Origin of the sequence: Sulfitobacter sediminivivens, assembly GCF_042611115.2 — a bacterium.
Classification (GTDB): domain Bacteria; phylum Pseudomonadota; class Alphaproteobacteria; order Rhodobacterales; family Rhodobacteraceae; genus Sulfitobacter; species Sulfitobacter sediminivivens.
Genome location: NZ_JBHGAR020000032.1, coordinates 1 through 26454 on the forward strand (window position 1 = coordinate 1; position 26454 = coordinate 26454).

At 53.4% G+C, this 26454-nt stretch carries 15 protein-coding genes, 1 tRNA gene, 2 rRNA genes and 1 pseudogene; 10 read left to right on the plus strand and 9 right to left on the minus strand.

Annotated features, from left to right (window positions below):
- The first annotated feature begins 42 nt into the window (after nucleotides 1-42).
- The 5 genes from ACEWL3_RS19185 (at nucleotide 43) to dsr1 (ending at nucleotide 8415) form a co-directional block, all read left to right on the plus strand.
- Nucleotides 43-705: a glycosyltransferase family 2 protein gene (locus ACEWL3_RS19185; protein WP_435001448.1), complete on the plus strand. Its 663-nt coding sequence runs from the start codon at nucleotides 43-45 to the stop codon at nucleotides 703-705.
- A 471-nt stretch (nucleotides 706-1176) separates the two neighbouring features.
- Nucleotides 1177-4009: ribosomal RNA gene (locus ACEWL3_RS19190) — 23S ribosomal RNA — on the plus strand.
- Between the two features lie 97 nt (nucleotides 4010-4106).
- Nucleotides 4107-4221 (plus strand): 5S ribosomal RNA (gene rrf, locus ACEWL3_RS19195).
- 53 nt (nucleotides 4222-4274) lie between these two features.
- Nucleotides 4275-4351: transfer RNA gene (locus ACEWL3_RS19200), tRNA-Met, on the plus strand.
- 320 nt (nucleotides 4352-4671) lie between these two features.
- Nucleotides 4672-8415, plus strand: coding sequence for an anti-phage defense-associated sirtuin Dsr1 (dsr1, locus tag ACEWL3_RS19205; protein ID WP_386184320.1), 3744 nt, complete (start codon nucleotides 4672-4674; stop codon nucleotides 8413-8415).
- Between the two features lie 174 nt (nucleotides 8416-8589).
- Here dsr1 and ACEWL3_RS19210 read toward each other — a convergent pair whose 3' ends face one another.
- The 9 genes and pseudogenes from ACEWL3_RS19210 to ACEWL3_RS19250 all read right to left on the minus strand — a co-directional run.
- Nucleotides 8590-10773, minus strand: a complete 2184-nt coding sequence (locus tag ACEWL3_RS19210) for an AICE element replication initiation protein (RefSeq protein WP_435001452.1) — start codon at nucleotides 10771-10773, stop codon at nucleotides 8590-8592.
- Between the two features lie 183 nt (nucleotides 10774-10956).
- Entirely contained in the window at nucleotides 10957-11169 is a 213-nt protein-coding gene (locus ACEWL3_RS19215; RefSeq protein ID WP_386184313.1) for a helix-turn-helix transcriptional regulator, read from the minus strand.
- Nucleotides 11170-11281: 112 nt separating this feature from the next.
- Nucleotides 11282-12100 carry a hypothetical protein gene (locus ACEWL3_RS19220; protein ID WP_386184311.1) on the minus strand — a complete coding sequence of 273 codons (819 nt, stop codon included), beginning with the start codon at nucleotides 12098-12100 and terminating at the stop codon, nucleotides 11282-11284.
- Nucleotides 12072-13259, minus strand: a complete 1188-nt coding sequence (locus ACEWL3_RS19225; protein ID WP_386184309.1) for a tyrosine-type recombinase/integrase — start codon at nucleotides 13257-13259, stop codon at nucleotides 12072-12074. The genes ACEWL3_RS19220 and ACEWL3_RS19225 overlap by 29 nt, the downstream gene beginning before the upstream one ends.
- 633 nt (nucleotides 13260-13892) lie before the next feature.
- On the minus strand, nucleotides 13893-15137 hold the full coding sequence (locus ACEWL3_RS19230) for a hypothetical protein (protein WP_386184307.1): 1245 nt from the start codon (nucleotides 15135-15137) through the stop codon (nucleotides 13893-13895).
- 426 nt (nucleotides 15138-15563) lie between these two features.
- Nucleotides 15564-16577, minus strand: coding sequence for a C1 family peptidase (locus ACEWL3_RS19235; RefSeq protein WP_386184304.1), 1014 nt, complete (start codon nucleotides 16575-16577; stop codon nucleotides 15564-15566).
- A 33-nt stretch (nucleotides 16578-16610) separates the two neighbouring features.
- Nucleotides 16611-17360: a phosphatase PAP2 family protein gene (locus ACEWL3_RS19240; protein WP_386184301.1), complete on the minus strand. Its 750-nt coding sequence runs from the start codon at nucleotides 17358-17360 to the stop codon at nucleotides 16611-16613.
- Between the two features lie 203 nt (nucleotides 17361-17563).
- Nucleotides 17564-19279, minus strand: a complete 1716-nt coding sequence (locus tag ACEWL3_RS19245; RefSeq protein WP_386184299.1) for a BTAD domain-containing putative transcriptional regulator — start codon at nucleotides 19277-19279, stop codon at nucleotides 17564-17566.
- A 519-nt stretch (nucleotides 19280-19798) separates the two neighbouring features.
- Nucleotides 19799-20119: pseudogene (locus tag ACEWL3_RS19250) on the minus strand (transposase); the annotation flags it as partial.
- A gap of 236 nt (nucleotides 20120-20355) precedes the next feature.
- Here ACEWL3_RS19250 and ACEWL3_RS19255 point away from each other — a divergent pair.
- The 5 genes from ACEWL3_RS19255 (at nucleotide 20356) to ACEWL3_RS19275 (ending at nucleotide 25801) form a co-directional block, all read left to right on the plus strand.
- A complete protein-coding gene (locus tag ACEWL3_RS19255; RefSeq protein ID WP_386184296.1) occupies nucleotides 20356-21957 on the plus strand; it encodes a peroxidase family protein in 1602 nt (533 codons plus the stop codon).
- Complete coding sequence (locus tag ACEWL3_RS19260; protein WP_386184293.1) at nucleotides 21957-22211, plus strand: hypothetical protein; 255 nt, start codon at nucleotides 21957-21959, stop codon at nucleotides 22209-22211. Before ACEWL3_RS19255 ends, ACEWL3_RS19260 begins: the two co-directional genes overlap by 1 nt.
- 119 nt (nucleotides 22212-22330) lie before the next feature.
- On the plus strand, nucleotides 22331-23272 hold the full coding sequence (locus ACEWL3_RS19265) for a hypothetical protein (RefSeq protein WP_386184290.1): 942 nt from the start codon (nucleotides 22331-22333) through the stop codon (nucleotides 23270-23272).
- Nucleotides 23272-23649, plus strand: a complete 378-nt coding sequence (locus ACEWL3_RS19270) for a hypothetical protein (protein WP_386184288.1) — start codon at nucleotides 23272-23274, stop codon at nucleotides 23647-23649. Before ACEWL3_RS19265 ends, ACEWL3_RS19270 begins: the two co-directional genes overlap by 1 nt.
- A 64-nt stretch (nucleotides 23650-23713) precedes the next feature.
- Nucleotides 23714-25801, plus strand: a complete 2088-nt coding sequence (locus ACEWL3_RS19275) for an OmpA family protein (RefSeq protein ID WP_386184286.1) — start codon at nucleotides 23714-23716, stop codon at nucleotides 25799-25801.
- Nucleotides 25802-26454: the final 653 nt, after the last annotated feature.

Sequence of the window (26454 nt, forward strand, 5' to 3'; positions counted from 1 at the left end):
CCGCGGTATGATCTGTCTGGTTTTGATCGGATGCGAGGGCAATTGCTCAACAGCATTCAGGATGAATTGGGTATTGCTTATGACTGGGTGATCCGGACGGACACTGATGAGCTGATCTGTTTAGATCCGGCGCATTATGGATCGTTCGTTGAACTGTTCAGCAAGCTACAGTCGGTTGATGCATTGTTTGCCCTTGGGCTGAACATCGCGGAAGTTGACGGTGAAGCTGAACTGGGTCGTGGCGATGCTGTGATGAGCAAAAGACAGCATGCTGTTTTTACCGGTCATTACAGTAAGGCGTGGGCGGTAAAGCGCGGCGTGCACCTTGCGCGTCACGGGGTAGAAGTTTCAGCTTACATTTTGTCGGCTGCAAAACTGGATATCCCGCGCGGTGTCTACCTGGCGCATCTGAAATATGCCAATCTTGACGCACTGGACAATGTGAACATTGACCGGGTCAAGGCAGCCAGCGGACCTGGAAAGGGTTTACCAGGCAAGGCATGGTTAGATGCACATAAAGACAGCCGGAAGTTCTATGAAAAGATTGCTGGCCTGCCCGATAGGGATTGGGATAGCGCATTGGAAATTGCTTTTGACGAAATCAGAGACAATCCAATACATGATAAGGAGCAAAATGTGCTGCGCGCAAAATCGGTTAGCTTTCCGTTTCGCATCACATTGCCAGACTGGTTCAGATACTGCTGATGATTAGATCAGCAAGTGCGCTATGGCGCATTTGCTCGTCCAATCGGACGAATTGACATCGTAAAGAGAGATACAATAACAACACTGTTTGGTTGCTTCGCGTTAGAAGTTAACCTCGGTTTGGTGCGGCGGACTTCGGTCCAAAGCGAGCGTTTGCAAGGCTGTTTCCTCGGCCGACCAGACGTATGCCTACTGAAACGAACGTGTTGTCCAAGTCAAGTACACTAACCAGAGATATGACGCTGCTTGCCCGCACGGCTGGCAGCTATATGCATGTCTCATTGTCCACTCTTAGAGAGTGGGCGGGAAAAAAGTATGCTTTTGAACCGGAATAAGGATGAACAGTTTCTTACCAGCTTCTGTTCGTCGCGCATGCCTTCTGTTCTATGCAGTAACGTTACAAGCGGATGTAAATAGTCCTCAAGTAGCGAAGCGATAGGACATAAAGGAAGTCTTGCTTTTTCTGGATCAAATCAAGCGCGAAAAGGGCGTTTGGTGAATGCCTTGGCAGTAAGAGGCGATGAAAGACGTGATACTCTGCGATAAGCCATGGGGAGCTGAGAATAAGCTTTGATCCATGGATTTCTGAATGGGGCAACCCACCTGATACTTTGTTATTATTATCCTTCGGGGTAGCTAATAATGAGGTAAAACAGGTATTTTTAGGCTGAATATATAGGCTTAAAAAGGCAAACCCGGGGAACTGAAACATCTAAGTACCCGGAGGAAAGGAAATCAATTGATACTCCCCTAGTAGCGGCGAGCGAACGGGGACCAGCCGAGCCTCAATTGTGGTTAGAATGCGTTGGAATGCGCAACCAAAGTGGGTGATAGTCCCGTATAAGAAGCATGAGAGGACGTATTAAGTAGGGCGGAACACGTGAAATTCTGTCTGAAGATCGGAGGACCACCTTCGAAGGCTAAGTACTCCTTACTGACCGATAGTGAACCAGTACCGTGAGGGAAAGGTGAAAAGCACCCCGACGAGGGGAGTGAAACAGTACCTGAAACCGAACGCCTACAATCAGTTGGAGGGGCTTTACGCCCTGACAGCGTACCTTTTGTATAATGGGTCATCGACTTGGTCTCACAAGCAAGCTTAAGCCGTTAGGTGTAGGCGCAGCGAAAGCGAGTCTTAATAGGGCGTTGAGTTTGTGGGATCAGACCCGAAACCGAGTGATCTAGGCATGGCCAGGTTGAAGGTAAGGTAACACTTACTGGAGGACCGAACCCACATCCGTTGAAAAGGATCGGGATGAGCTGTGCCTAGGGGTGAAAGGCCAATCAAACTCGGAGATAGCTGGTTCTCTGCGAAATCTATTTAGGTAGAGCGTCATCCGAATACCCTCGGGGGTAGAGCACTGGATGGGTAATGGGGTCCCACAGACTTACTGATCCTAACCAAACTCCGAATACCGAGGAGTACTAGATGGCAGACACACGGCGAATGCTAACGTCCGTCGTGAAGAGGGAAACAACCCTAACCTCCAGCTAAGGCCCCTAATTCATGGCTAAGTGGGAAAGCAGGTGAGACGACCAAAACAACCAGGAGGTTGGCTTAGAAGCAGCCATCCTTTAAAGATAGCGTAACAGCTCACTGGTCTAAATAAGTTGTCTTGCGGCGAAGATGTAACGGGGCTCAAGCCATGAGCCGAAGCTGAGGATGCATTTATTGCATGGTAGCAGAGCGTAGTGTGACATAATTCCATGTCTCTTTTGCGGGTTTCGACCCGTATTGGAGACGCGGAGTTTTCTGTGAAGCTGGCGCGTGAGCGATCCGGTGGAGAGATCACTAGTGAGAATGATGACATGAGTAGCGACAAAGAGTGTGAGAGACACTCTCGCCGAAAGTCCAAGGGTTCCTGCTTAAAGCTAATCTGAGCAGGGTAAGCCGACCCCTAAGGCGAGGCCGAAAGGCGTAGTCGATGGGAACCAGGTTAATATTCCTGGGCCAGATGGAAGTGACGGATCTCGAGGGTAGTTCATCCTTATCGGATTGAATGGGCTGCTTAGAGGTTCCTGGAAATAGCTCCATCGCTAGATCGTACCCTAAACCGACACAGGTGGACTGGTAGAGAATACCAAGGCGCTTGAGAGAACTATGTTGAAGGAACTCGGCAAAATACCTCCGTAAGTTCGCGAGAAGGAGGCCCGGTTTCTAGGCAACTAGAGGCTGGGGGCACAAACCAGGGGGTGGCGACTGTTTATTAAAAACACAGGGCTCTGCGAAGTCGCAAGACGACGTATAGGGTCTGACGCCTGCCCGGTGCCTGAAGGTTAAAAGGAGGGGTGAGAGCTCTGAATTGAAGCCCAGGTAAACGGCGGCCGTAACTATAACGGTCCTAAGGTAGCGAAATTCCTTGTCGGGTAAGTTCCGACCTGCACGAATGGCGTAACGACTTCCCCGCTGTCTCCAACATAGACTCAGCGAAATTGAATTACCTGTCAAGATGCAGGTTTCCCGCGGTTAGACGGAAAGACCCCGTGCACCTTTACTACAACTTCACACTGGCATTAGGCCGAACATGTGCAGGATAGGTGGTGGGCTTTGAAGCGTGAACGCTAGTTTGCGTGGAGCCTCCCTTGAGATACCACCCTTGTTCTGCTTGATGTCTAACCGCGGTCCGTTATCCGGATCCGGGACCCTGTGTGGTGGGTAGTTTGACTGGGGCGGTCGCCTCCTAAATCGTAACGGAGGCGCGCGAAGGTTGGCTCAGAGCGGTCGGAAATCGCTCGTTGAGTGCAATGGCAGAAGCCAGCCTGACTGCGAGACTGACAAGTCGAGCAGAGTCGAAAGACGGCCATAGTGATCCGGTGGTCCCAAGTGGGAGGGCCATCGCTCAACGGATAAAAGGTACGCCGGGGATAACAGGCTGATACTGCCCAAGAGTCCATATCGACGGCAGTGTTTGGCACCTCGATGTCGGCTCATCTCATCCTGGGGCTGGAGCAGGTCCCAAGGGTACGGCTGTTCGCCGTTTAAAGAGGTACGTGAGCTGGGTTTAGAACGTCGTGAGACAGTTCGGTCCCTATCTTCCGTGGGTGTAGGATACTTGAGAGGAGTTGCCCCTAGTACGAGAGGACCGGGGTGAACGATCCACTGGTGGACCAGTTGTTATGCCAATAGCAGTGCTGGGTAGCTATGATCGGACAGGATAACCGCTGAAGGCATCTAAGCGGGAAGCCCCCCTCAAAACAAGGTATCCCTGAGAGCCGAGGTAGACCACCTCGTCGATAGGCCAGAGATGTAAGTGCAGTAATGCATTCAGTTGACTGGTACTAATTGCTCGATAGGCTTGATTTGATCCAGTAGAAGCAAGATTAACTCTTATTCTTCGGATAAATCAGAAGCATACACATATATTAGTCGTACTGACTTGGACATTAGAGGTTTTTCATGGTTTGGTGGTCATAGCGCGAGCAAAACACCCGATCCCATCCCGAACTCGGCAGTTAAGTGCCGTCGCGCCGATGGTACTGCGTCTTAAGACGTGGGAGAGTAGGTCACCGCCAAACCTAGTAAAACCTCTGATCTTGTATCTCTCTTCGATGCTTTATATCTATCTTGTCGCGGGATGGAGCAGCCCGGTAGCTCGTCAGGCTCATAACCTGAAGGTCGTAGGTTCAAATCCTACTCCCGCAACCAAGTTTTCCACATATAATCAATAACTTAACAGCCACCTTCGGGTGGCTTTCTGCATTGACGGTTCGAGTGGTGCTACGCTGGTGCTACGTTTTGGCCGCTCATGAGGATTAAAGTGAATACGGAAGAGAAACTTGCCTTGTCGCTCAAACAAAATTTGAAAATCCAGCTGCAAACCCAACAAGCTCCGAACCGACGGTTCCTAATGAATAAAGTCGGTTCCAAGGAGGGGGACCAATCAAACAACGATTCCATTTCTTGACCAGCGTAGTCGTAGCCTTCAGTAACTGAGTGTTAAATTTGATTGAGGGGCTTCGGCATTTATGCAGTTTATCAAGAACGGACCAGACATCCCTGAAGAATTATTGGAGGCTCAGGAAGAAGGGCGGGTGGTATTCTTTTGTGGGGCTGGAATATCTTATCCAGCAGGCCTTCCGGGATTTGGCGGTTTGGTTGATGATATCTATAATGCTCTCGGCGTCTCTCCCTCTGCGGTTGAAAAGACTGCCTTAGACAACAGCCAGTTTGACACGGCAATTGGACTACTCGAACGTGGTCATCCTGGAGGGCGTCTGGCAGTCCGAAGAGCGTTGGTAGATATACTGACGCCAAATTTCAAACGGCCTAAAGCCACTCAAACTCACCAAGCGCTTTTGACTCTAAGCAAATCCCGCAGTGGCCAAACCCGATTGGTTACGACCAATTTTGATCGAATTTTTGATAAAGTTATAGACGAGGAAAAACTGAACACCCTCTCTTTTGCGGCTCCGCTCCTTCCCGTCCCAAAAAACCGCTGGGATGGTTTAGTATACCTCCACGGAATTCTGCCAGAGGCAGCTACGGATGATGATTTGAACCGTCTCATCATGTCCAGCGGCGATTTCGGTATCGCATACCTGACAGAGCGATGGGCAGCTCGTTTCGTGGGGGAGCTGTTCCGGGGATACACCGTTTGTTTTGTTGGGTATAGCATCAACGATCCAATTTTGCGGTACATGATGGATGCGCTTGCTGCTGACACTTTGATGGGAGAGGATTCCCCAAAAGCATTCGCATTTGGGAATTTCTCTAAGGGTAAAGAAGAGGACGCGAAGAAAGAATGGGAGGCGAAAAACGTGATCCCAATTTTGTATAAGGGATATCGGCGTCACTATTATCTTCACGAGACATTGCATGCCTGGGCAATGAATTACCGCGATGGCCTCAATGGAAAGGAGGCACTAGTCACCAAGTATTGTCAAATCAAGCCAGTGACTACGACTAAGCAGGACGATTTTGTGGGTCGAATGGTCTGGGCCCTAAGTGACAAATCAGGCCTTCCGGCCAAATACTTCGCGGATTTCAATCCATTGCCGACATTTGACTGGGTCGGGCCTTTCATGAACAACCAGTTTCGGCACAAAGACCTTTCTCGCTTTGGCGTTCAAGCTGACAAAAAGGAAGACCCGAAGCTCGCATTCAGCCTCCTACGGCGGCCATCACCATACACCCGATCGAGTTTTATGGCACCAGTTCAAGCCTTTGGCCTCAACTCAAGAAGGCTTGATGATGTCATGAAGCATCTGGCTCGATGGCTCGCTCGCCATGTAGATAATCCCGAGCTTTTTCACTGGATAACCGACCTAGGCGCAAACCTCCTTCCGCAATTTGAATGGGAATTGAAACAAAAACTCGACAAAGATCCACCTTCTCCTGCTCTACAAATCCTGTGGGCCTTGTTGTTTTCAGGGCGCATAAAAAATAGAACGCCACATCACAATTTGTACTCGTGGGGAGAAAGGCTAAAGATTCAAGGCCTCACTGCGACTTTGCAATTCGAGCTGCGTAATGCTCTCGCGCCGGTTGTGAAGATCAGTCGTCCTTACCGTTGGCCCGATGCTGTAAATGTATCGGATAGTGATCAACCTCGAGTTTCAGATTTGGTGGAATGGGAAATCGTTCTGGGAATGGATCATTCTCATTCTGCTGTGCGGTCTTTGGGTGAGGTCAACCAATGGACTGAAGCGCTACCTTTGCTGTTGCCAGATTTTTCAAGCTTATTACGAGACGCATTGGACCTGATGCAATATCTCGGGAAGGCGAGTGATCGGGAGGATTTATCCTTTTATCACCAACCTTCAATTTCCAGTCATGAACAAAACAAAGACTACAATGAATGGACTGTATTGATTGATTTGACACGGGATGCATGGCTTGCCGCTGCCGAGCTTAATCCTGAGGCGGCAATGTCGGAAGCCCAACGTTGGTCCAGCGCTCGATATCCCCTGTTTCGACGATTGGCATTCTTTGCGGCGGCTCAAAACCTGAAACTGATTGGGGAAGAAAAAGCGCTTTCGTGGCTTTTGTCAGATGACCATTATTGGTTGTGGGCCATCACGACACGACGTGAAACAATTCGGCTGATCGCCTCTCTTTCAACGCGCATATCGGCCATTCAAAGTGACACTCTGCAAGCAGCCATTTGTGAGGGCCCTCCTGATCAAATGTTCCGCGACAATCTGGACGCCGGAGACCTTCAACGCGCAAAGAAGCGAATGCAGTGGCTGCTTCTAGCGAAATTAAATGTGGCAGGAGGTGTATTGAATCACAATGCGCAAGCACTGTTCAATCAGATCAAAGATCAATATTCTGAATGGAAACTCGCTGATGATGAGCGAGACGAATTCGCGTCTTGGACGTCTGATGGTCAAGAAGACCGTATTGTTCGCCAAGCACCACGAAGTGTTGATGAATTGGAATTGTGGCTGGAGGAATTTCAATCGACGGATCACTTTCGAGAGTCCGATGATTGGCAAGAAATATGCGTCAAAGATCTGAGTCTAGCAGTCGATGCCTTAACTGCATTAGCGCAAAGGGGGATATGGCCTCTGGGGCGGTGGCGACAAGCGCTTCAGGCATGGGCCGGTGATGAAGGCATCGCTCTTCGCTCATGGGAAAAACTTTACTCAACTTATTTGTCGATTTCCGACAGCGATCTGAAAGAGATAGCATGGGCTCTTGCTTGGTGGTTGAGAACCGTATCAAAATCAAAAGTTGAAGAGGCAGATTGTTTCTTCGGGCTAATTGGAAGCATCTTTAATGCGTACCGAAACGATACTATGGAATTCGATGCGGAAATCATCAGCCATGCGATAAATCATCCTGTTGGTATTGCAACTGAAGCCGCGATGAATTGGTGGTTTGATCAAGGACTCGAAGATGATCAGGGGTTGCACGCTGAGGTGGAGCCAATATTCATCGACATCTGTCGCCAAGATGTTCCGGGGTTGAGGTATGGCCCAATCATTTTGGCGGGCAGTTTGATTACCCTTTACCGAGTTGACAGGGAATGGACCAAGGCAAACCTTCTTCCTTATTTCGACTGGGTACAGTCACCGGATATGGCTCCAGGAATGTGGATGAGCTTTCTTCACTCACCAAGGCTGTATTGGCCACTGCTTGACGAGATGAAGGAAGTGTTGCTTGAAATTCCCACGCATTTTGACTCGCTCGGAGAGGTGTACAGAAAACAGTATTTATCTTTCCTAACTTACAGCGCACTTGAGCCGGAAGGCTCATATTCCAGGCTGGATTTTAGAAATGTAGTCAAAACACTTACCTCAGATTCTCTGGCAGTTGTTGCCAATACCCTGTTCCGTGCGTTGCAGGGTGCGGGTGAGCAACGCGAAGAGTATTTTCACAACCGGATATCTCCATTTTTCAAGAATATCTGGCCGAAAATCCAAGAAGCGAAAACGCCTCCAGTCTCAAAGGCATTTTCCTTGCTATGTGCTGTTGCAGGGGACGCATTTCCGAGTGCTCTTGGAATGCTGGAAGGTTGGCTTCAGCCAATTGAAGATAGCGGCTTAGTGTTGCATTTAATGTCTAAAGCCGATTTCGTCACAAGTTATCCTGCAGAGACGCTTCAGTTTTTGTCAATTATCATTGATGAGGCTGACCAATGGCTATCAGAAGACTTGAAACACTTATTGCAATCAATTCGAGATGCCGATGCAGCGCTAAGCCAAGACGAAAGATTTCACAGGCTTGTCGTTTTGCTACAGCAACGGGGCCATGAATGGCCGTAATCAACCAGCAAGCAACAGTTTAGCGGAAGGCGACGAATGAATATCTGGTTGCAGAAAAAGCTTTGAAACGGAGGAGGCTTTACGAACGGTAAAAATGTGGCGACACATGTTCTACCGAACTCACTCCATCGTCAGTATCGTCAGTGTTGCGGCGACTGACGATACTGACGATCATTAACAACTTTCGATCTTGAGAATACGCTCCCCTGACTGCCCTTGGCGTGCAAAACTAATCTCAACTCCCATCCGCCGCAGTGGCGGCACAATGCGCCGGATGGCGGCGGAGAGTTTGTTTTCTTGGCGGGGGAAGCTGTAGGGATCATCTGTTAGCAGCGGGTAGCGATTGCGCAGGATGGTTTTTAACTCCGTCATCGTGCCTGACCAGCGCCCATCGTCCTGCACTAACTTCAGAATGGCCAAGCCAACGGGGTTGCCTTCAACCGTTGCGCGGTCGCCTGAATCCCGGTTTGCCGCGTAGGCCTCCAAAAACGCCCCCTGAGTCCAACCTAGGGCGGGCTCGGCAGCAGATACCCATTTGGCGAAGTCGGCCATCCTAGGCCGCTCTGTGAGTCGCACAGAGGCAAGGTTGGCCAGTGCGGTTGATACGGCATCTAACAAGCCTGCCAAGATACGCGGCATTACGGCGTCCAAGGCTTTGTTGAACTCACCCTCAAAAGCCCGCTCAATTGGTGGGATGACGGGCAGCGACACGACAATGGCGCGATCAGCCAGATCAGGACGGCCAACCAAGTCTGGGATACCGTTCAGTAAGCAGGGCCGTGTGGCGCTGAACAGCATTTCGTCTGAGTCCGTGTGCAGTTTGCGCGTTCCAAAACCGCCACCCGTTGCAATCCGGCAAAACGCATCCGCCATCATCGGCTTGATGCTCGAAAGGTTATCAAAGGCAAGCACATGATTGTGCTTTGCTGCGATCACTAAATCCTGCTCTGAGTTTGGTGCACTGCGGGCAACCGGATTGGCTGGGTCTATAAGGTTACGTAGAACACGCGCCGTGGTGCTTTTGGCGCTGCCTTGTTCGCCGTTAAGAATCAAGATTGGATATGGCCCTTTGGGATGGAAGCAGCCAATGAGCCACGCGACCAGCATTTGAAAGTCAGCTTCCGTTGCCGTGTTTAGGAACGGGCGCAGCAAGTTGATATCGCCGCCACTGGTGGCGGGCAGTGGTAACGGTTGCATTGATCCTGCGCGAGTAAAGCGGGCAGGGGGATGATCAATGACCTGCCAGCCTTCGCTGTTGATCGCGATAGCTTTCCAATCTTTACCGCCAAGGTCCACGTATAATGTCCGGCCCAATGTGCCGACCCGGTTAAACACCGGATGAATGTCACCACCAAACAGGGCTTGCCCTTCAAAGGTCCGGCGTTGATCGTCTAGCGCGGATTGTGACAACATCTTTTCTGTCGCTTGGTAGTGCTGGAACGATAGGTACTTTTTGAACGTGGCAGACCCAATGGGCCAATACTCAAAATGACCATCTCGGCGCAGCGTCGCGTAGGGTTCCCCGTCCGGTGTTTTCCAAACATCAATATCAGCAATGCCGCCGGATGGTGTCGCCGCATCCGGCGGCACGGGCTTTGCATTGGTGTTGGCAGGTGCCAGCGGTTCGGCATAGGATAACAGGTCATCAATTTGCGCTTTGCTCCATCCGCTGGCAACCGCGTCGGCAGCGTCCCAGCCTTTACAATACGTAGGAGGATTCCCGTCTCGTTCGGCCTCACTACGTAACGTTACCTTACGTAGGAGCGTTTCCGAGATTGGGATGACCTTTGCCGATACGCCATATTCACTACGTAGTGTAACGTACGCTTTCTTTATGTAAGATAGGCCGGGTTCATCAAAATCAGGCCAAAGCGCTACGGTACGGTTACGTAGCGGTGACAGGTCCGCCTTCCGTAAGGCATTGCAGCCGCCGTAGGTTGCCGTGGCAAGATACCCAAGTGCGGTCAGGGCATCGGCGCATTTCTCCCCTTCGACCAGCACGACAGGCTCCGCCGGATTCGCGTTTGTGATCTTGTCGAGATTGTAAATCGGGCGACACTCAGGTGCTTTCCATTCGCCGCGCGTCACATCAAACGGCATGAATAATTTACTCCCGTCCGGCTTGTTATACCGATTGGCAATCAGGACGGGGTTACCGTCCTGATTGTGATAGATGTACCGGGTAGCGGCGATGCCTGCCTTTGGGTGTGCAAGGTCAGCAAAATTCTGGTTGGTCATGTGTTTACTCCCCAAGATGCAACTAGTTCTCGTGCTGCGGCGACCTGAGACAGCCCATTCAGGTACGCGTAGAGGCTTACCAAATCGCCACCTTTGTCGTTGGTTGCAAAATCCGCCCAACGTCCGGTGGTCATATTGATCTTAAATGACCCAGCGCGACGGTCGGCGCGAGTCGGATTGCGCGCAACCCACTCAGAGCCAATGACGCGCCCGTCTGGCAACCAGCTTTGCAGCAGCGCCGGAAGCCGTAGCAGACAAGCGCCGCTGACGGCGGCAATGTGAACATGGCGGGGTGGGTGAAGCTTAATAGTCATTTGCGACCTCCCCATGCAGGCGAGCAATCTCAAATGCTTCAACATCGCCGATGCGATACCGTACGAGCCGTCCCACTTTGAGATAGGCCAGTGGGTAGCGCTTGGTGCAACGCCATGTTGCAAGTGTAGTGATTGAGATGCCAAGCCGCGTCGCTACGTCTTGTGGTGTGAGAAGATTTAATTGTGGTGCACTGTTGCTCATTTTGAGCTCCTTTCAGCAATAAACGTTAGTGCTGATAGAATTTCAGATATGTGCAGCTAACATCTATTGCCGTATCAATGGGCCAAATGTCTACGTAGAGAAAAGTACGCTCTCAATCGCTACGAATATCATCCTTAAGTTGTGCCCTGATGTTTTCAATCGCAGTTCCAGCCAAGCTAAGCGCCACATTGGAGTCTATTTTTTTGATGATTTGGTGCAGCGCAACGCCCGCTTCGCAATTGTAGCCGCCAATCGTGTGATCAAAGCGTCCGCGTCGGTAGGCGACGGACGAGAACTCTTCCCAAGGGGGTTTAAAGGCCCGCGCGGCCTCTTCCATGGGATGGTTTTTGGGAAGGGTCTTTTGTGCGTTGCTATTGTTTGCACTGACAAAATCGAAGGCGATGGGTTTTGCCGCAGCCTCATCAACGAACTCTAAAGGTAGATCAATAACGCCTTCAATCGCCTCCTCTAGGGCAGAGGCTAGCTCTTGGATCACACGAAGCCGCGATTGCGGTCCAGCGCGAAACTGGATCGCCCTATACGCTTTTGCAGCATGAGGCCGTGTCACGTCATTTTCCAAGGTTGCCGATAAACTGTTGTGAACGGCGTCAACCGCGCGCTCGCTCTTTGCCACTTGGTCTAGCTCAGCAGACAACCGCCGCGCGGACATTCCCGCACCGATCAAATGCACACCAGAGTATTGCAGTAATTTGCTGTTCTCAGCCGATTTGGCCCATTTGCCCGTGACATAGGCATGCGCGGTGCTTGTAACGCCTTTGAATAGATCAAACGGTTTTGGGTTACGGTCGAACCTTGAGGCAAAGCTTTCAAAGAAATTCGCATCGTAAATATCGCAAAGGTCGCTGAAAATATCAGAACTTGTAAGCAGGGTCTGCCAAGGTTCAAGTGGCGTTTTTGGTGGGCGGTTCATCGGTGGGTTTCCTGACATCTTTAAACATCGCTTCGGTCGCCTTGTTGACGCTTTCACGCACCGGATCAATGTTAAGGCGGGCGTAAACCGCCGTGGATTGCTGACTGCGATGCCCCAGCGATTTACCGATGATATATCCGTTGGCTCCCGTCGCGGCCTGATAGCTTCCCAATGTCCGGCGTAAATCATGGATGCGCAGGTCTTCAATGCCCGCCTCCGCCAGTATGCGCTCCCATGCCTTTTTGGGATCGGCCAGATGCCCACTTTTGCCTGAACCCTCAAACACCCACGGACTTTCCGATGCCAGTTTGCGGTCGGTCAGAATATCCATTGCCTCTTTGGGAAGGTGGATGGTTTGTGCATCGCCATTCTTGGTTTGCTCAATACGCCACGTCGCACTAGCAAAGTTGATATCCCGCCAGCGCATTGCAAGCGTGTTGGATTTCCGCGCCCCCGTCAAAAGCGATATCATGAAGAAGTCTCGCGCTGCCTCATTTGGTTCATTCGCCACGGCTTCAAAAAACCGGGGCAATTCGTCAGGCTGCAAAAACCGATCACGGCTTTGCTCTTTGAACTTCTTGACGCCGACAGCGGGGTTTTGTCCCTGCCATCCCCATTCAATCGCCTTGTTAAAGATCGACCGTATCCGTTCAAGCAAACGGTTGGCCTGATACAAGCCGTTCTCTTTGCCGATCTTGGCATGCAGACGTTCAATCTCGTTGCGATCAAACGATGATATCTTACGTTTAAACCAGCGCGACAGGAACTTGTTCACCTCGCGTTCGTCATAGGCCCAAGAGCGCTTATGAACCTTGGAATACTTTTCCAGATATTCTGTAAACAGCGCCCCAAAGGTCATTTCGTCACGAATGGCGCGTTTGTCTTTTTGGGGATTGGCTCCAGTAGCGATTTCTCCCTTGGCGGTAGTGGCCAGCTTACGGGCGTTTTCGATGCTGATATCTGGGAACCGCCCCAGCAACAGCCGCTCCGGTCGCCCCTCAATCCGTTTGTAAAGATAGAAGGTCTTGGTTCCGGCTGGTGTCACCGCCACAACCAAGCCTTTCTCACGCTCGTCGTAGTAGTAATCTTTACTGCCTTTCTTAGCGGCTGGTGCCTTCAGCAAGGCGGCTTTCGTAAAGTTCAAATGATGGCTGGCCAAAACACTATCCTCAATCTGGTGCTACGCTGGTGCTACGCTATAGAGCAATTTTGGACAACATCGGACAAAGCATAGATGATCGTGAACCTAGGTAACATATTGATAAGTATATAAAGAAATACGTCCAGCAATTTGCAGCAAACATTGGCCTGTGAGGCTCATAACCTGAAGGTCGTAGGTTCAAATCCTACTCCCGCAACCAACGATATTTGCGATGCCTCTGCAGGTCACCTGCCACGGACCTCCTTGCTTTTGTGGACTGTGCCTGCCGCGACCATCTGTAGCGCCGTCCCGCAGCCAAGTTATTGCACACTTTCAAATTCTTATGTGCTGCCCAACAACGCGATGTTCGAGCCTTTTAACCTTTCGGAACACTGTCGAAGCAAGATGAGCCGAATTCGTTCACATCGCTTCGTTATCGTTGGCTGCGATGAGCGTTGCTTTCAGCGTCGGAAAGTGCCCCATCGGGCGATGCAGGTTCTCATTGAGGTGGTCACTGACAAAGTTCGGGTGCGCGGATCGTTTTGCGCTTCTCAACGAACTCTACCCAGACTGGTCCCAACGAAGAGCTTTTAGAGCCCATTGGGGTAGGTCGGCGAAGCGCTTTTGCCAAGTCGCCGTCAGGAAAAGTGGTTAGTTTAGCCATTGATCCAAACCCAGATCAAACAGATTTCTAAATCCAACCGACCCACCGCGCGGAATCCGTTTTTTTAGATCCTCAGGCCCGTGGATCGTAACGGGTATGGAGATCAGGGCTGCGGCCTCGCTGCTCAACGGCAAGGACCCATCCCAGCCGATGTCCTGCCCCTTGCACAAACTGTCCGGATTGTCAAAGTCAAAGACTTGTGGCAAAGCGCTCCAGTCTCCGACCTTGCCGCCCTCTGCGTGGTAGACGTCCGGATAGCCGGGGTCGTTGGTGGCCATCGCATCGGTGAAGGCGTCTTCAAACCACTCCATCTCGGCGAAAAGCGTAACGTCGTCCCTGTCGGACGCGGCGAAGCGCTCCACCGCATTATTGACATTGCACCAATCCTTCAGCCGGGCGCCCGCGACCAGCCTCGTTCTGCTACGGATCGAATTGAATGCGGTGACAAATCCCAAGCACAGTGGGCGCGGTGTCGGATCTCCAAGGCTGAGAAACTTCACGATCTTGCCGCCTGTATTGCTGGCGTCGTCAGGGCGGCTGAGGTTGAGAAAGCAATTGGACACGAAGGCACCATCGCGGATCGAAACGGCATCGCACGACAGGGCTGCATGGACCTGAAAGAAAGTGTTTTCCGCAACTAGCCAGCCGTGAAGACCCTTCTCGGGCTCGACGGCATTATCTCTGATGTACGAAAATCGGTTTCGATAAATTCTGACATTTCGGTTTCTTGATATGATTGGCTGCCCCTCTTCGACAGAAACCCGCTCAGGCTTGATGTCCATCCGGATCGCGTTGAATGCGTGTGACACATCGCAGTCGCGGATCGTAACTTCACCAAGAATATCATAACTTTCGAACAATGCACCATTGAACCAACTCTTGTTCTCGAAGCCGGCCCTTTCCTTGACCTCCTTCCATTTGACCCGACCGGCCCACATGTCATGGTCGACGTCTTGAACCCATTGCATACCCTCGACGAGAAAGCCGCGCGACACGGTGTGATCGGAGTTGCGTACAAAGATCACGTTTCGCGCGCCGGTGCCGTTTATGTTTCGGAACGTGATGTCCTGGCAGCCTCTGAGATAGAATACCTGTGGCCAGCAATTGCGGAATGACAAGTTATCGAACACGACATGCCCAACATCGAGCATCTTGAACATGGCCCATTGTCCATCCATCGGCCACTTGCTGTGATGCAGACCGTCTTGCGGCCTGCGCGCCGCGTCGAACATGGCAACACCATGCGATGGGCCCTGAATCGTGACAGGGGCTCCTTTCTTGCCGCTGCGTGGGACCCAAACCGGGTCGCGATAAACGCCCGGTGTCAACAAGATGGTATCGCCTGGATTGGCTTTGTTCAGGGCTGTCTGCAAATCAAGAGCCGTGATCTCCGAATCATCATACTTGACGACGGAAAACTGGGGTGCGGCAATCAAGGTCGTCATAAGTTACTCCTGTTTTCATTCGGATCGAAAAAGATCCTATGCGTCCAACAACATCGAATCCATGCCGCAACAAATCCGGCTCTGCTTAGGATTGAGTGCGCCACTGCCTAGTCCAACAATTCTCTGAGCGGCAGTAACTGCAGATGTGCCGTTTTGTATCACCCGATCGGTGGTAGATGTCGGATCTGACAACCCACGAGACGGCTACAGAAGCTAGAAAACGGGCTGCCCAGATCCACCGGACGTCCTCGCCAAATACTCCCAGCAATATCTGTCAACATCATGCGTCGAGATCAGACCATATCCTGCAGCGGGTACAACGGGTTGGGTGTCGTCCTTATGGAATGACTTTGCGAAGCCATCCTCTCCGTAGCTGTTTCGGAACACAAACCAACCTTTGTGCAGAGTGTTTTCGTCGTTACTTGCGATAAATCCAACCAAACAGACCGAATGCCCGCCTATTGCCGTCAACTCCCTTGCAACGGTGTCCGAAGGGTACTCCACCTTTCCCAGGTGCCGGGCTCTTCGCCCTGTCCAGGCCTGCTTTCCGGTCCCGCTTAGGATTGCGAAAGATGCGGCAGCCGGCAGACCAGACTGAATCTTTTCGGCCAGAACCTCGGAAATGGGTTGTTCCGTGGATGATCTCAGCCAAGGGTTCAACTTCGCGGGTTTGGGCCTCTGGACAATATCGTGGGCAAGTTTCCCTTCGGCTATCTTGCTGCTTGACGCTTCGATTTCTGCGGGTTCGGGAAAAACGGTTTCAAAATGATTTGTCGCTGCATTCGATTGGTATTCGACGCTTGCTTCGCTGCATAACCCGTTTTTGATAAGCGTCATCCGCGCCTGCTCCAGAAAGGTGCCGCCGGATTCCGCAAGCGCCTGTTCGTCGATATCAGACAGATTAACCCCGATATCGCGCAGCGGGTCGAGGCCGTACCCCTGCATTTTGCCATAGAGGTACTCTTCAGATAAATTCTTCAGCGCGCCGGACATGTTATGTCCCAGCAGTTCCTCCGCCGCCGCCACGGCAAAAGCATTGCAGGTTCCGCGCGTACCCTGATCCCGCACCGGCCAGTTGTTTGTCGAGATGAGAGTACCGAGCAAGTCTTTGTCCTTGAAAAAACTGTCATTGCGGCTGATCCCGGCGCCCTTCATGAAGTCAATGGTTATCGAGGAGGACCAACCGGCAGGAACACCTCCTCCGAATACGTAGCGTCGTTGCGCCATGGCCGTCTCCTCTCTGGATTTCTCTGGTTGCGGCTAACTTGACTTTGCCGGGGTCGCGAAATCGGCCAGTTCCTCGCAGCACACGGCGAGCAGATCGTCTCTGACAAAGGGGATTGCCATCAGCTGATCCTTTACATCCTGCGCCAGACGCCTTCCTGCCTCACTGTCTGACCAGAAATGAACGCCCGCTTTTTCGCGATTTACGGCGATGCGGTCGGCCAGACTCGCGAGGTACTGGCCGATACCACGGTCCATTGGGGAGCCCAACGCATCTGCGATCAGAAAGGCGACCGTGTAAGCCTGCGTCGCATGATTGCTGGGAAAAGACGGGTGCGGCGGCGTCGGCAGCACAGGCAGCAGACCCGGCCAGTATTGCACCGGCCGTGCGCGCTCGAAAAGCAGCTTGCAATGCATCCCGACGCTTCCGGCAACAATTGTTCCCAGAGATATCAGCTGTGCAGTCTTCGGGTGTGTCATGGGGTGCAGAGAGAGGACGTTATAGAAGTAGTGGTGAAAGCTGTCCGCCTGATCTCTGATTTCGGCACCAAAGTCACGAAGCACTTCGTCGCGATCCGACAATGCTTGATCCAGATCGTCCTTTACCAATCGGGCGCTAAGCAGATCGCCAAGCAGGCTTCGGTAGTGGTCGTCATCTTTGAAGACCGCGGGCAGGATGTCCTTTAATTTGGCATGGATAAACAGATCGGGATGAAGGTTCTTGGGGTCAAACCGCTTAGGCACAAAGTGATCGAAATCCTTCACGTCATATTTGGCTGCCAGCAACTGTATTCCTGCAGGAACATCGGTTCCTGCGCCAGGTCCCATGCCTCCCGAGGACGAACCGTGCGATGAGCCATGCGAAGACCCGTGAGACGATCCATGTGATGAACCATGTGCGCTTCCGTGAATCATAATGGTTTTCTCCTTTTCCCTTTCAATCAAATTAACGGCGCTGCGTCATCGCCGCGTCAATCCAGTGTCAAAGGCTACGATGGCAATCCCGCTGCAATCAATCTCGAAGCGAACACTTCTCGGTCCCCTGGATCACGTAAGCCGTGCTTTTTCTTGAACTCAGCCACCGAAAAACCCGGGGCGATCTTGTTATGGTGCTCGACAAGATGAACCGTTTCAGACTGTCGCCCCGCGGCGCAGAGCGCCGCAATCGTGGAACGGATGTTTCCCTGATAGTTTGGTGCCCGACGGAAACTTCTCAATCCGTATTCCGCCGAAGTGTCGAAATCGCCATTCATGTAGTGCGCAAGTCCGAGGAAATGCTCATTCCGGAAGATAAACGGATCATAGGGAGACAGGGCGAGAGCCTTTTTGGCGTTCAGCACCGCCGCCTCGGAATTCCGAGTATTTGCGAGTGTTGGAACCGACCAGGCCAGTGTATCAGCATCGTTCGGACAAAGCTCTATCGCGTCATGAAATGTCGACAGAGCGGAGTCGTATTCACGCTCGAACATCATCCGATTGTGCGCCCAAAGCGCCATCACGCGGCCGTCTCCTGGCGACAGAGCGATTGCCTTCAAGGCGTGATGTTCAAGCGCCGCCCTGTCTTTGGGTGCATTTTTCGACCAGCCTTCCCAAAGGTTGATGGAATACCACTCCGCAATAAGCGCATGCGCTGGCGAAAACTGCGGGCCATTGTCCACCGCTCTGAGCAGTAGGTTGCCCGCCTTGACAAAGTCCTCTCTCTTCAGCCTGAACACTAAATCCTTCGCCTGCAAAACCAGATGATAGGGTTCCAGTTCTTCTGCGGGTACCGACTTCGAATGGCGCAGCTCTTCGGCATCGACGGAAGGCACAATCGCGCGGGCGATCTCTTCTGCAATCGGAACGTTCAGTGACTTCAAATCGTCTGTCTTACAGATACTTACCTTCGCCCAGAGCACGCTTTCGCTTTGCGTTTCGGCAAGTTGAACTGAAACGCCTGCGTCAGCGCCATCAATCCGTATTGTGCCTGTCAGGACGTAATTGGCATCGAGTTCCCGTGCGACTTTGGTAGGACGCGGCACTTGGCCAAGGAATCTGCGCGTTGAATTGCTCGAAATAACAGCTGGAGCACGAAAGGATGCCATATGGCAGGTAATGTGATCCAGCACGCCGATTGGCAGGTAAGGATCTTCGTTTTGCCCACCCACGATCTCGAACGGCATGATCGCAATCTTGGCGGTACCCGTGCGCGCGGCCGCTGGTAGCACGCTAAAACCAGTCGTGTGTTCCTGCGAAGGGTTCTCGGCCTTTGACAGCTTTATCTGCACCGCCAGATCTTGCGTGGCGATCGCAGGTTCGGCATCGAGATTGTCCTCCAGCCGCTTGTAGAAGTCATTGTAGGCTCGCAGTGCCGCAGTCGGATTGCTGCCAGCAGCATAACAAAGCATGAGGGTGCGAACGGCTTCTTCGTCCAAATCATCAAGTAAAAGTGCAGCCTGAGCATAAAAAATTCTAATGTTCTGCGGAATGATCTCGTCCAGATAGATACTGCGTAACCCGTCCTGCATATCGGACAGAACGGCGGACCGGGCGGAGTTCAACCAGTCATCAAATTCGGAGTTCAAACCGTCGACACCCACGAACAATTGATGCGCCAGAGGCAGCTGCTTCAGCATCGGGCTGTCGGTGCTTCCCGCCTTGATTTCATTCAAGAGGTCATCGATGTCGGTCGTAAAAATCTCCCTGCGCAAGGAAATCGAGTTCACATCCGTACTGAGCGCTGCCGGGCAAATTGGGTCTAACACGCGTCGTAGACCGACGAGACACTGGCGCAATGATGCTCTCGCCTTCTTGTGACCAACATTGCCCCACAGGAGTTCGCAAAGATGGTCCCGGCTATGCGCGGCCGCCTTCCCAAGAACGAGGTATGCTAGAAGCGCCTGCGCTTTCTGACCAGAAACCTCCACCTTCCGACCGTCCCATGTCAGTGTCGGGATGCCGCAAATGCATAATTTTATTCTGCGATCAAGTTCTATCCCCAAGTAACCAACCTAGCCCCTCTCGAATTTTAGTTAAATATGTATGCTATCAAAACAGAAAAAATTGTGACCGTATAGTAGGCTCGGGTTGTCTGAACAGGTTCCGTGTGTTTACTCGACGTATTTCCGCTTCGGTTTTGATGCCGCCGCTTCGGGCATCGGCTGGTTACAGTGGGCCTGATCGGGAGTTTTTCAGTCAAGCGACGAATGCGGGCGTCGGCTGCTGTAAAATTTCCGATATTGGCTGTGGGATCGATCAACTTCTTGCGTTCGGCGGCAGACCCGCCTTGCCGAGCGCGCCGGATAAGATTCGTTCTCCAGCGTCACCTCTCTGATCTTCGCATGCGGGGTCTTCACGTCGATCGCCGGTTTGGGCTCGGACTTTGCACCATCGCCGAACACACCGATCGCGCCCTCAAGCGGCTGATCGCGCCACTGCTTGATCTGGTTCGGATGCACGCTGAAATCCTGCGTCAGTTCGATCAGGGCGTACTCAATATTGATCGCTGCAACCGTCACCTTCGCCTTGAATGCCGGGCCATGGATCTGGCGTGGATGTCTTGCCATATTTTTTCCTCGCTCGCAGCATCATGCCGCTGTTACGCAGAAGATCATCTTTCCCCGGCTCTTAAGTTTCCCGGAACCACCTCTCCAAAAGCTCGAAGAGAGCCAGCTAACGGGCCAGAAGCGCATTTTTGACGTTTGACTCACGCGCCAATGACGGTTGGCTCACGCAGCCGTGGGACAGTCTCCATGCCTTTTCAGCGCCAGATTCGGTGCGGTTACAGTGGAGGACGTCAAGAATGGCACCAGATGACTACAACAAATCGGTCGAACCGGTCATGAGCTCGAAAAAATTTTCGCAGCAAGGGCCGCGTTCGCACGGGCAGCACCTCAGATCGCTGACGGCGGAAACGCTTAACGTGCGCAGCAGCAATGGAGACCCCGGCAAGTTCGGACGCATGTTCCCCAATCTGCCCGGCTTGGTTGTCGAAGACGACGCGCTCTTCGAACTTGCGGAGGCCATGGTCGATACGGCGATGGATCCGACAGGAGACAACCCTGGCATCCCGGCGGGATACACTTACTTTGGTCAGTTTGCAGACCACGACATCACACTCGATACCACGCCACTTCATGTACAAGCGGCCGATCCGCTGGCGACGGAAAATTTTCGGACGCCGGCGCTGGATCTGGACTCACTCTATGCCGAAGGCCCACGGCGGTCACCGCAACTTTACGCCCGGCTTCCGAGACCGCCTTACCCAACGTCCAACAAGTTCCTTATCGGAGCAACTTCCGCCTCCCCGGCAGAGAATGTGCCGACGGCATTGCCAAATGATCTTCCGCGCAACGCTGTGGGACGCGCCCTAATCGGCGACGAACGTAACGACGAAAATCTTGCGGTGGCTCAGACCCATTTGGCGTTTCTCAAGTTTCACAACGCGGTCGTTGATTTTCTGAGTGCCGAGCAGCCAAATCTGAAGGGCGCAGCGCAGTTTGAGGAGGCCAAACGGATCGTAACGTGGCACTACCAGTGGATCGTTCTTTTCGATTGGGTCGAGCGGCTTACCGAACCCGGGCTCGTACACAAGATCAAGGAGCAGGGCCGCCAATTCTACCGCTTTGAAACCACTCCCTACATTCCCGCAGAGTTCTCCGCGGCCGCCTACCGCCTGGGCCATTCAATGATCCGGGAGATCTATGACTACAACCGGGTCTTCGGAACGGACATCGGTGCTCTAACTCCGGCAAGCCTGCAGCTTCTTTTCGGGTTCACCGGCAAGTCGGGTGCAATCGTCGGTGCGCTTGTTGACGACCCCGGCGTGTTGCCAACTCCGGGAATCCCCGGCGGCAAGCTGCGGGACTTGCCCGGCAATTGGATCATCGACTGGAGGAGATTTTTCGATCTGGATTCCGCAGTGCGACCCAATCCGTCGCGCAAGCTCGATGCCCTTATGGCCCCGGCACTCAAGAACCTACCCGGTGAAACTGATAGAAACGCGGTTTTAGCATTTCGAAACCTCAGCCGCGGCACCCAAGTGGGTCTGCCGTCAGGTCAATCCGTCGCCCAGCATATGGGCCTTGAGCCCATGTCACCTGAGGTCATCGCAACCGGAGTCGGCGGAGAGGCAGCGCGCAAGCACGGCCTGCACGAGGAGACGCCACTGTGGTTCTACATCCTCAAGGAATCCGAACAACTGAACCAGGGCCTGCGGCTTGGGCCGGTCGGCTCGACCATCATCGTCGAGACATTCCTGGGCCTCGTGCACGGCGACCAGCGATCTTTTCTGTGGCAACGCAAGAACTGGGAGCCGGAGCTGCCTGGCGCGGAACCGGGGCACTTCACCATGGCCGATCTGCTTCGGTTTGTGAATGATATCAACCCAATAGGAGAATCGTGATGACGGACGCAACTTCAGAAACCGAGCAAAAGATTCAAACCCGAATGAATTCTAACCGCCCGGTGAGAAAGGTCACGGCAAGCATGCTGGCGGGCGCCATCGTTCAACTGTTGCTGTGGCTCAATGGACAGATGGCCGGGCCAACGATACCGCCTGAAGTTCAGGGTGCCTTGACGATCCTCGTCTCTTTCGTCGTCGCTTATATGGTACCTCCCGCGTCGACCGAGCAGGTGATCAAGGTTCGCAAAGCATAGCAGGAGATTCGGCCTGCACCATGCGCAGCTCGCCAGAAGCGGTGCAGGGCGCAGGCCAGTTCTCAGACGTTTTTCTCCCGTCGTCTTAGAGTTTCCTGGAAAAGAAATAGGAGCAAGCAATGACCACAATTAAAGCACATGCTGCGCCGATAGCGATCCTGTCCATCATAAGCTTGACAGCGTGCGCCGTACCGGACGTGACAAAGGAGATTGATGCCAGCCAAAAGGCAATTCAGGCGCTGGATTTACCTCTGGACAAGGTTCTAGCTGCAGGCGAGGCAAGCGCCCTGGCGCAACAAGTCGATGCGCTCATTCACGCAGGTGAGTACGTTTATGAGCCGAGCGAAGCTTGCTATCTGATTGGTAACAACGAATTCACTTCCGCACCCTGCGGACTGGAAGAGGCGTTCGCGCCCGATGCCGACCTAATCCGTTTTCGTAATGCGAGGGCGATCTTGGAGAGTATGAAGCTTTATCTCGAGAGCGTCGCGGAGTTGGCCGCGAGCGATACGCCGGAAAAAATCGCTGCTAACACCCAGCAGCTCTTCGCGGATCTCAATACTCTGTCGGAAACGGTGCCGGGCATTCTAAAGGCTGATGCCAATTCAGGACTCCAGAAGCGTTCGACTTCGGTGCCGATGATTTTTGAGTTCGCGGCGGAGTGGGCCCGAAATAATGCCCTGCGAAAGGCTGTCCGTTCTGGAGACGATGCGGTCGAGCTTGGTGTTCTGACCATGATTGCCTTTTTGCGAGAAAGCGGCGATGCGCCCCGCGCCGGCGGTTTGGCTGAAATCAACGCGGCTGCAGACCGGGTTGAGGAAGCGCGCACCTCTGGCAATGCAGCAGAATATTCAGCTGCCCTCGATGCTCTGAAAAAGATTACGGAGCGCGTTGAAAAAGGCCGAAAAGCGTCACTTGAAGCGGACCTCATTTCGTTTCGTCTCGCCCATCGCGCGATGGCCGAAAAACTGCTCGGCCCCGCCTCGCTTGCGCAGCTTCGCGACGCAACCAAGGAAGTGGCTGACATTCGTGTCGCTATCTCAGAAGAGGATCAATCCTGATGCCCAGTCATGACAACAAAAGCCGCGGCTATTTCCGGACACTGCATAGCGCCCTATTGAAACAGCTCCGGCCGATCCGGGCCGAGGAACTCGCGCTCAAACGCAAGAAGCCCCGCACGGCAGCGGAAGAGGCGCGCCTTGAGGAAGTGATCGCAAAGCGCCGCGAAGTGGCCAAGAACATAATCATTCTTGCTGACACGGAAGACGCATATCTGCGTTCCGCCAAGGGTACCGCAGCCGCGCTTCGTGACTTGAAGGCCGCGCGGGACACCGCGGCAAAGACCACGCGGAACCTGAACACGATAAACGAAGCGCTCGTCACGGTTGCCCTCATGACGCAGATCATTACCGATCTTGCACGAATTTTCGGCGTCTGAGACCGCGCGGACGGGCACGGTTCAAAGAGAGGCAATAGGGCCTCGATCGCAAGGGGGAGACCAAATGTCCGAGTACAAATCGAGATTTCTGGAAGAAGGCTGCGTAGCGAAAGAAAACAACTTGATCTGTCGCCTGACGATTTGCCCCGACGGCCGCGGGCTTGTGTGTGAAAAGCATCTCGAGGCGCTTCGACAAGGCAAGGTGGTCGGCCACCGCGCAAGTCTAAACGCTGAGGAACGGCGATGCTGGAAAAGCCTCAAGCCTCAGGGCGGCGCGGAGGCGAAGACCTGGAAGGCGGAACCGGTGACGCTTGCGTTGGCGAGCGGGCCGGGTCTGCTCGTACTGTTGACACCGGCGGCGGTCCTGCTCTTCGAACGGGCATGGAGGCACGAGCTCGGGATTACGATCCCGATAGGCACAGAACTTTTCGCGTCTGGATCGATGCTCACGCTCGACATCATTTTTGCCCTGTTTGGCGTCGTCATGGCCTATGTCTTTCTCGTGGCCGGGTTCTGCCTCGTTCTTCTTCTGCTTGGATGGCTCACGGCTCTTGTTTTCGCGCTGATACCTGCTGGTCAGCTTTTGCTTTACGGCGTGACGTTCGTCTATCTGATCGTGAAGCGTTTGTTGTGCAACGGGATCTTCGCCGCCGCGCGGGCGCTTCCTTACGAAAAGTTCCACACATGGTCCGAACAGTCGGCGACGCGGTTGGCGACATCGCTAGAGCGGACGCGAGACACCAGACGGAAATCCCTCCTCGATGGAGGCTGGGCTTGGATGGGCAAAGTCCGCACCGGCAGTATCAGGCTGGCAAACCTGTTCTCAAATGCCCTCTCTGTTGCCTTCGGCGCCGGTCCGCTCACTCGGACCCGACTGACGGTCAGGTTGGTCTGCGTTGCCGCCGCTGGTGCTCTTTCACTCTGGAACGTGCAGAACGAGGCAAGGCAGTTGAATGCCGCACTTGAGACCCAGAAAGAGTGCAAGGATCTGACGCGTACCGGTTGGTTCGGAAGCGGAATGTCCGCGCTGGGTCTTTCGGCACCTGGTGCCATCTGTGGCAAGATAACTTTTGCGCAACGTCACTCCATGCAGGCGACGCGACTTCGGGACGCCGCTATGCAGCTGGACTTGTTGATCTCCAAAAACGTGTATCACCTGGGCAGATACGGAGATTGGGTCGTGGTGGCTCCTGCGGATGATACGAGCGCCCGGGTGCTTTTGAAAGCATCACAAATCAGCGAGTTTGCCCGGGCAGCGCCGCTGCCGGAACAAGAAGCTGATGGTCCTCCGGAGAGCGGCGGCACTCAGGCGCAGCTAGCACAGGCTTTCTCACAGCTCGCGACACTTTCCGCTGGTCTCGCCGAGACGCGAGGCGAGATGCGGGATTTCATCCAAGGACGTCCCTCCATGGGTCCCGAATTGCTGGAACGAGTCAAGTCCGTCCAAACGGATACCGCGACGATCTTGCAGAGCGCAGTGCGGAACGAGCTTGAAAGTGTTGATCTCGACCTCCGCCGGCTTTGGGATGCGGTCGGCAACCTCGAAGCGGCCGTCGCCACCACGATACCGCTTCTCGCCGAACAAGCGGATTGGTCCCGGCGGGCACCGGAAAGTGATGAGAAGCTTCTGGCCGCAGCCATCGAATTGCAGACTGCGGCGCGGTTGCTTCAGTTCAAGGGATCCTCCTCGGAGGGCGACGGCAGCGGGGCCATCCTGCGCGCGGAGCTGGAGTCCCGCTACGGCGTCGACGTTCTTGTCGCTTGCCGTGCCGGGCGCGAGCCCATTTCGGTCGGCTTTTCGGAAGGCAGCGCGCGGGTTCTGGCGGATGGCCCTGTCGAAAAGGTAAGAGATCTCATTGAGGCACGCGGTTCCGAGGATCGCGACCGCCTTGTTCTGATTGAAGGCTACGCCAGCGCGACCGGGTCGTCGCTCGACAATCTGAGACTCGCGGACCGGCGCGCTGACACGGTGAAAACGCGACTAATCGAAGCGCTTTTCGAAACCGCGACCCCACTGATCGCAAATGAAGACGGTCCTGAGCTGCTCAGCAGGAAACGGATCACGATGGTTGCCTACGGCGTCGGCGAAGCGCTGGACGGGCAGGGAAGTTCCCTACCACGCCGCGTCGATATATACATATGTTCTGGCTAAATGGTCATTCGTGGTCGCAAGAAATCGTCGTGTAACAATTTTGCCGCTCAACGCACAGATTTGAACCTCTTAGATTTTGCTCGAAGGGGCCGTCCAGAACGTTGGGGAAATGTTGCCACCAGAACCAGAATTGCAATGCTCAAACAACTTGGCGAATTGCCCCAAAGGCTGGGTTTCTTCTGGTTGCGCCTCGTCATTTTCTATAGTGGACGGTGTTCGTAGGCATCGCGGCACGTTCCTTTGTGGAAGTAATGCAAAACTGCGCGTTCTTTTGACGCTTTCGCCAAATCTACGCTACAAGCCGCGGAACCGCGCTTTCTGCCAGCCGCAGAAATCGTGGGTTGCAAGCTCCCGCAACCAAGTTTAGATCAGTAAGATCGTAAGCGTTGCATCCAACCCCTCTGAATCCCATCGCCATGAAAATCTGGCGTCGTTATGTTACCCCAACACGAGATGGGTGGATCAACAATGGCGACCGACAAGGAAATTTGGGGCGTACCTGTAGCAGTCTCTCTGGCTGGTAGGACAAATTGGCCTAACGAGATCAAAGCCATTGCTGTCAAAAAAGTTCTTGATGACGGTGCTCGGCTTGCAGATCTCGCGCTTGAAATTGGGGCCCACGTGAGCCTCCCCCTTTGAAGTGGTCCGCCCCT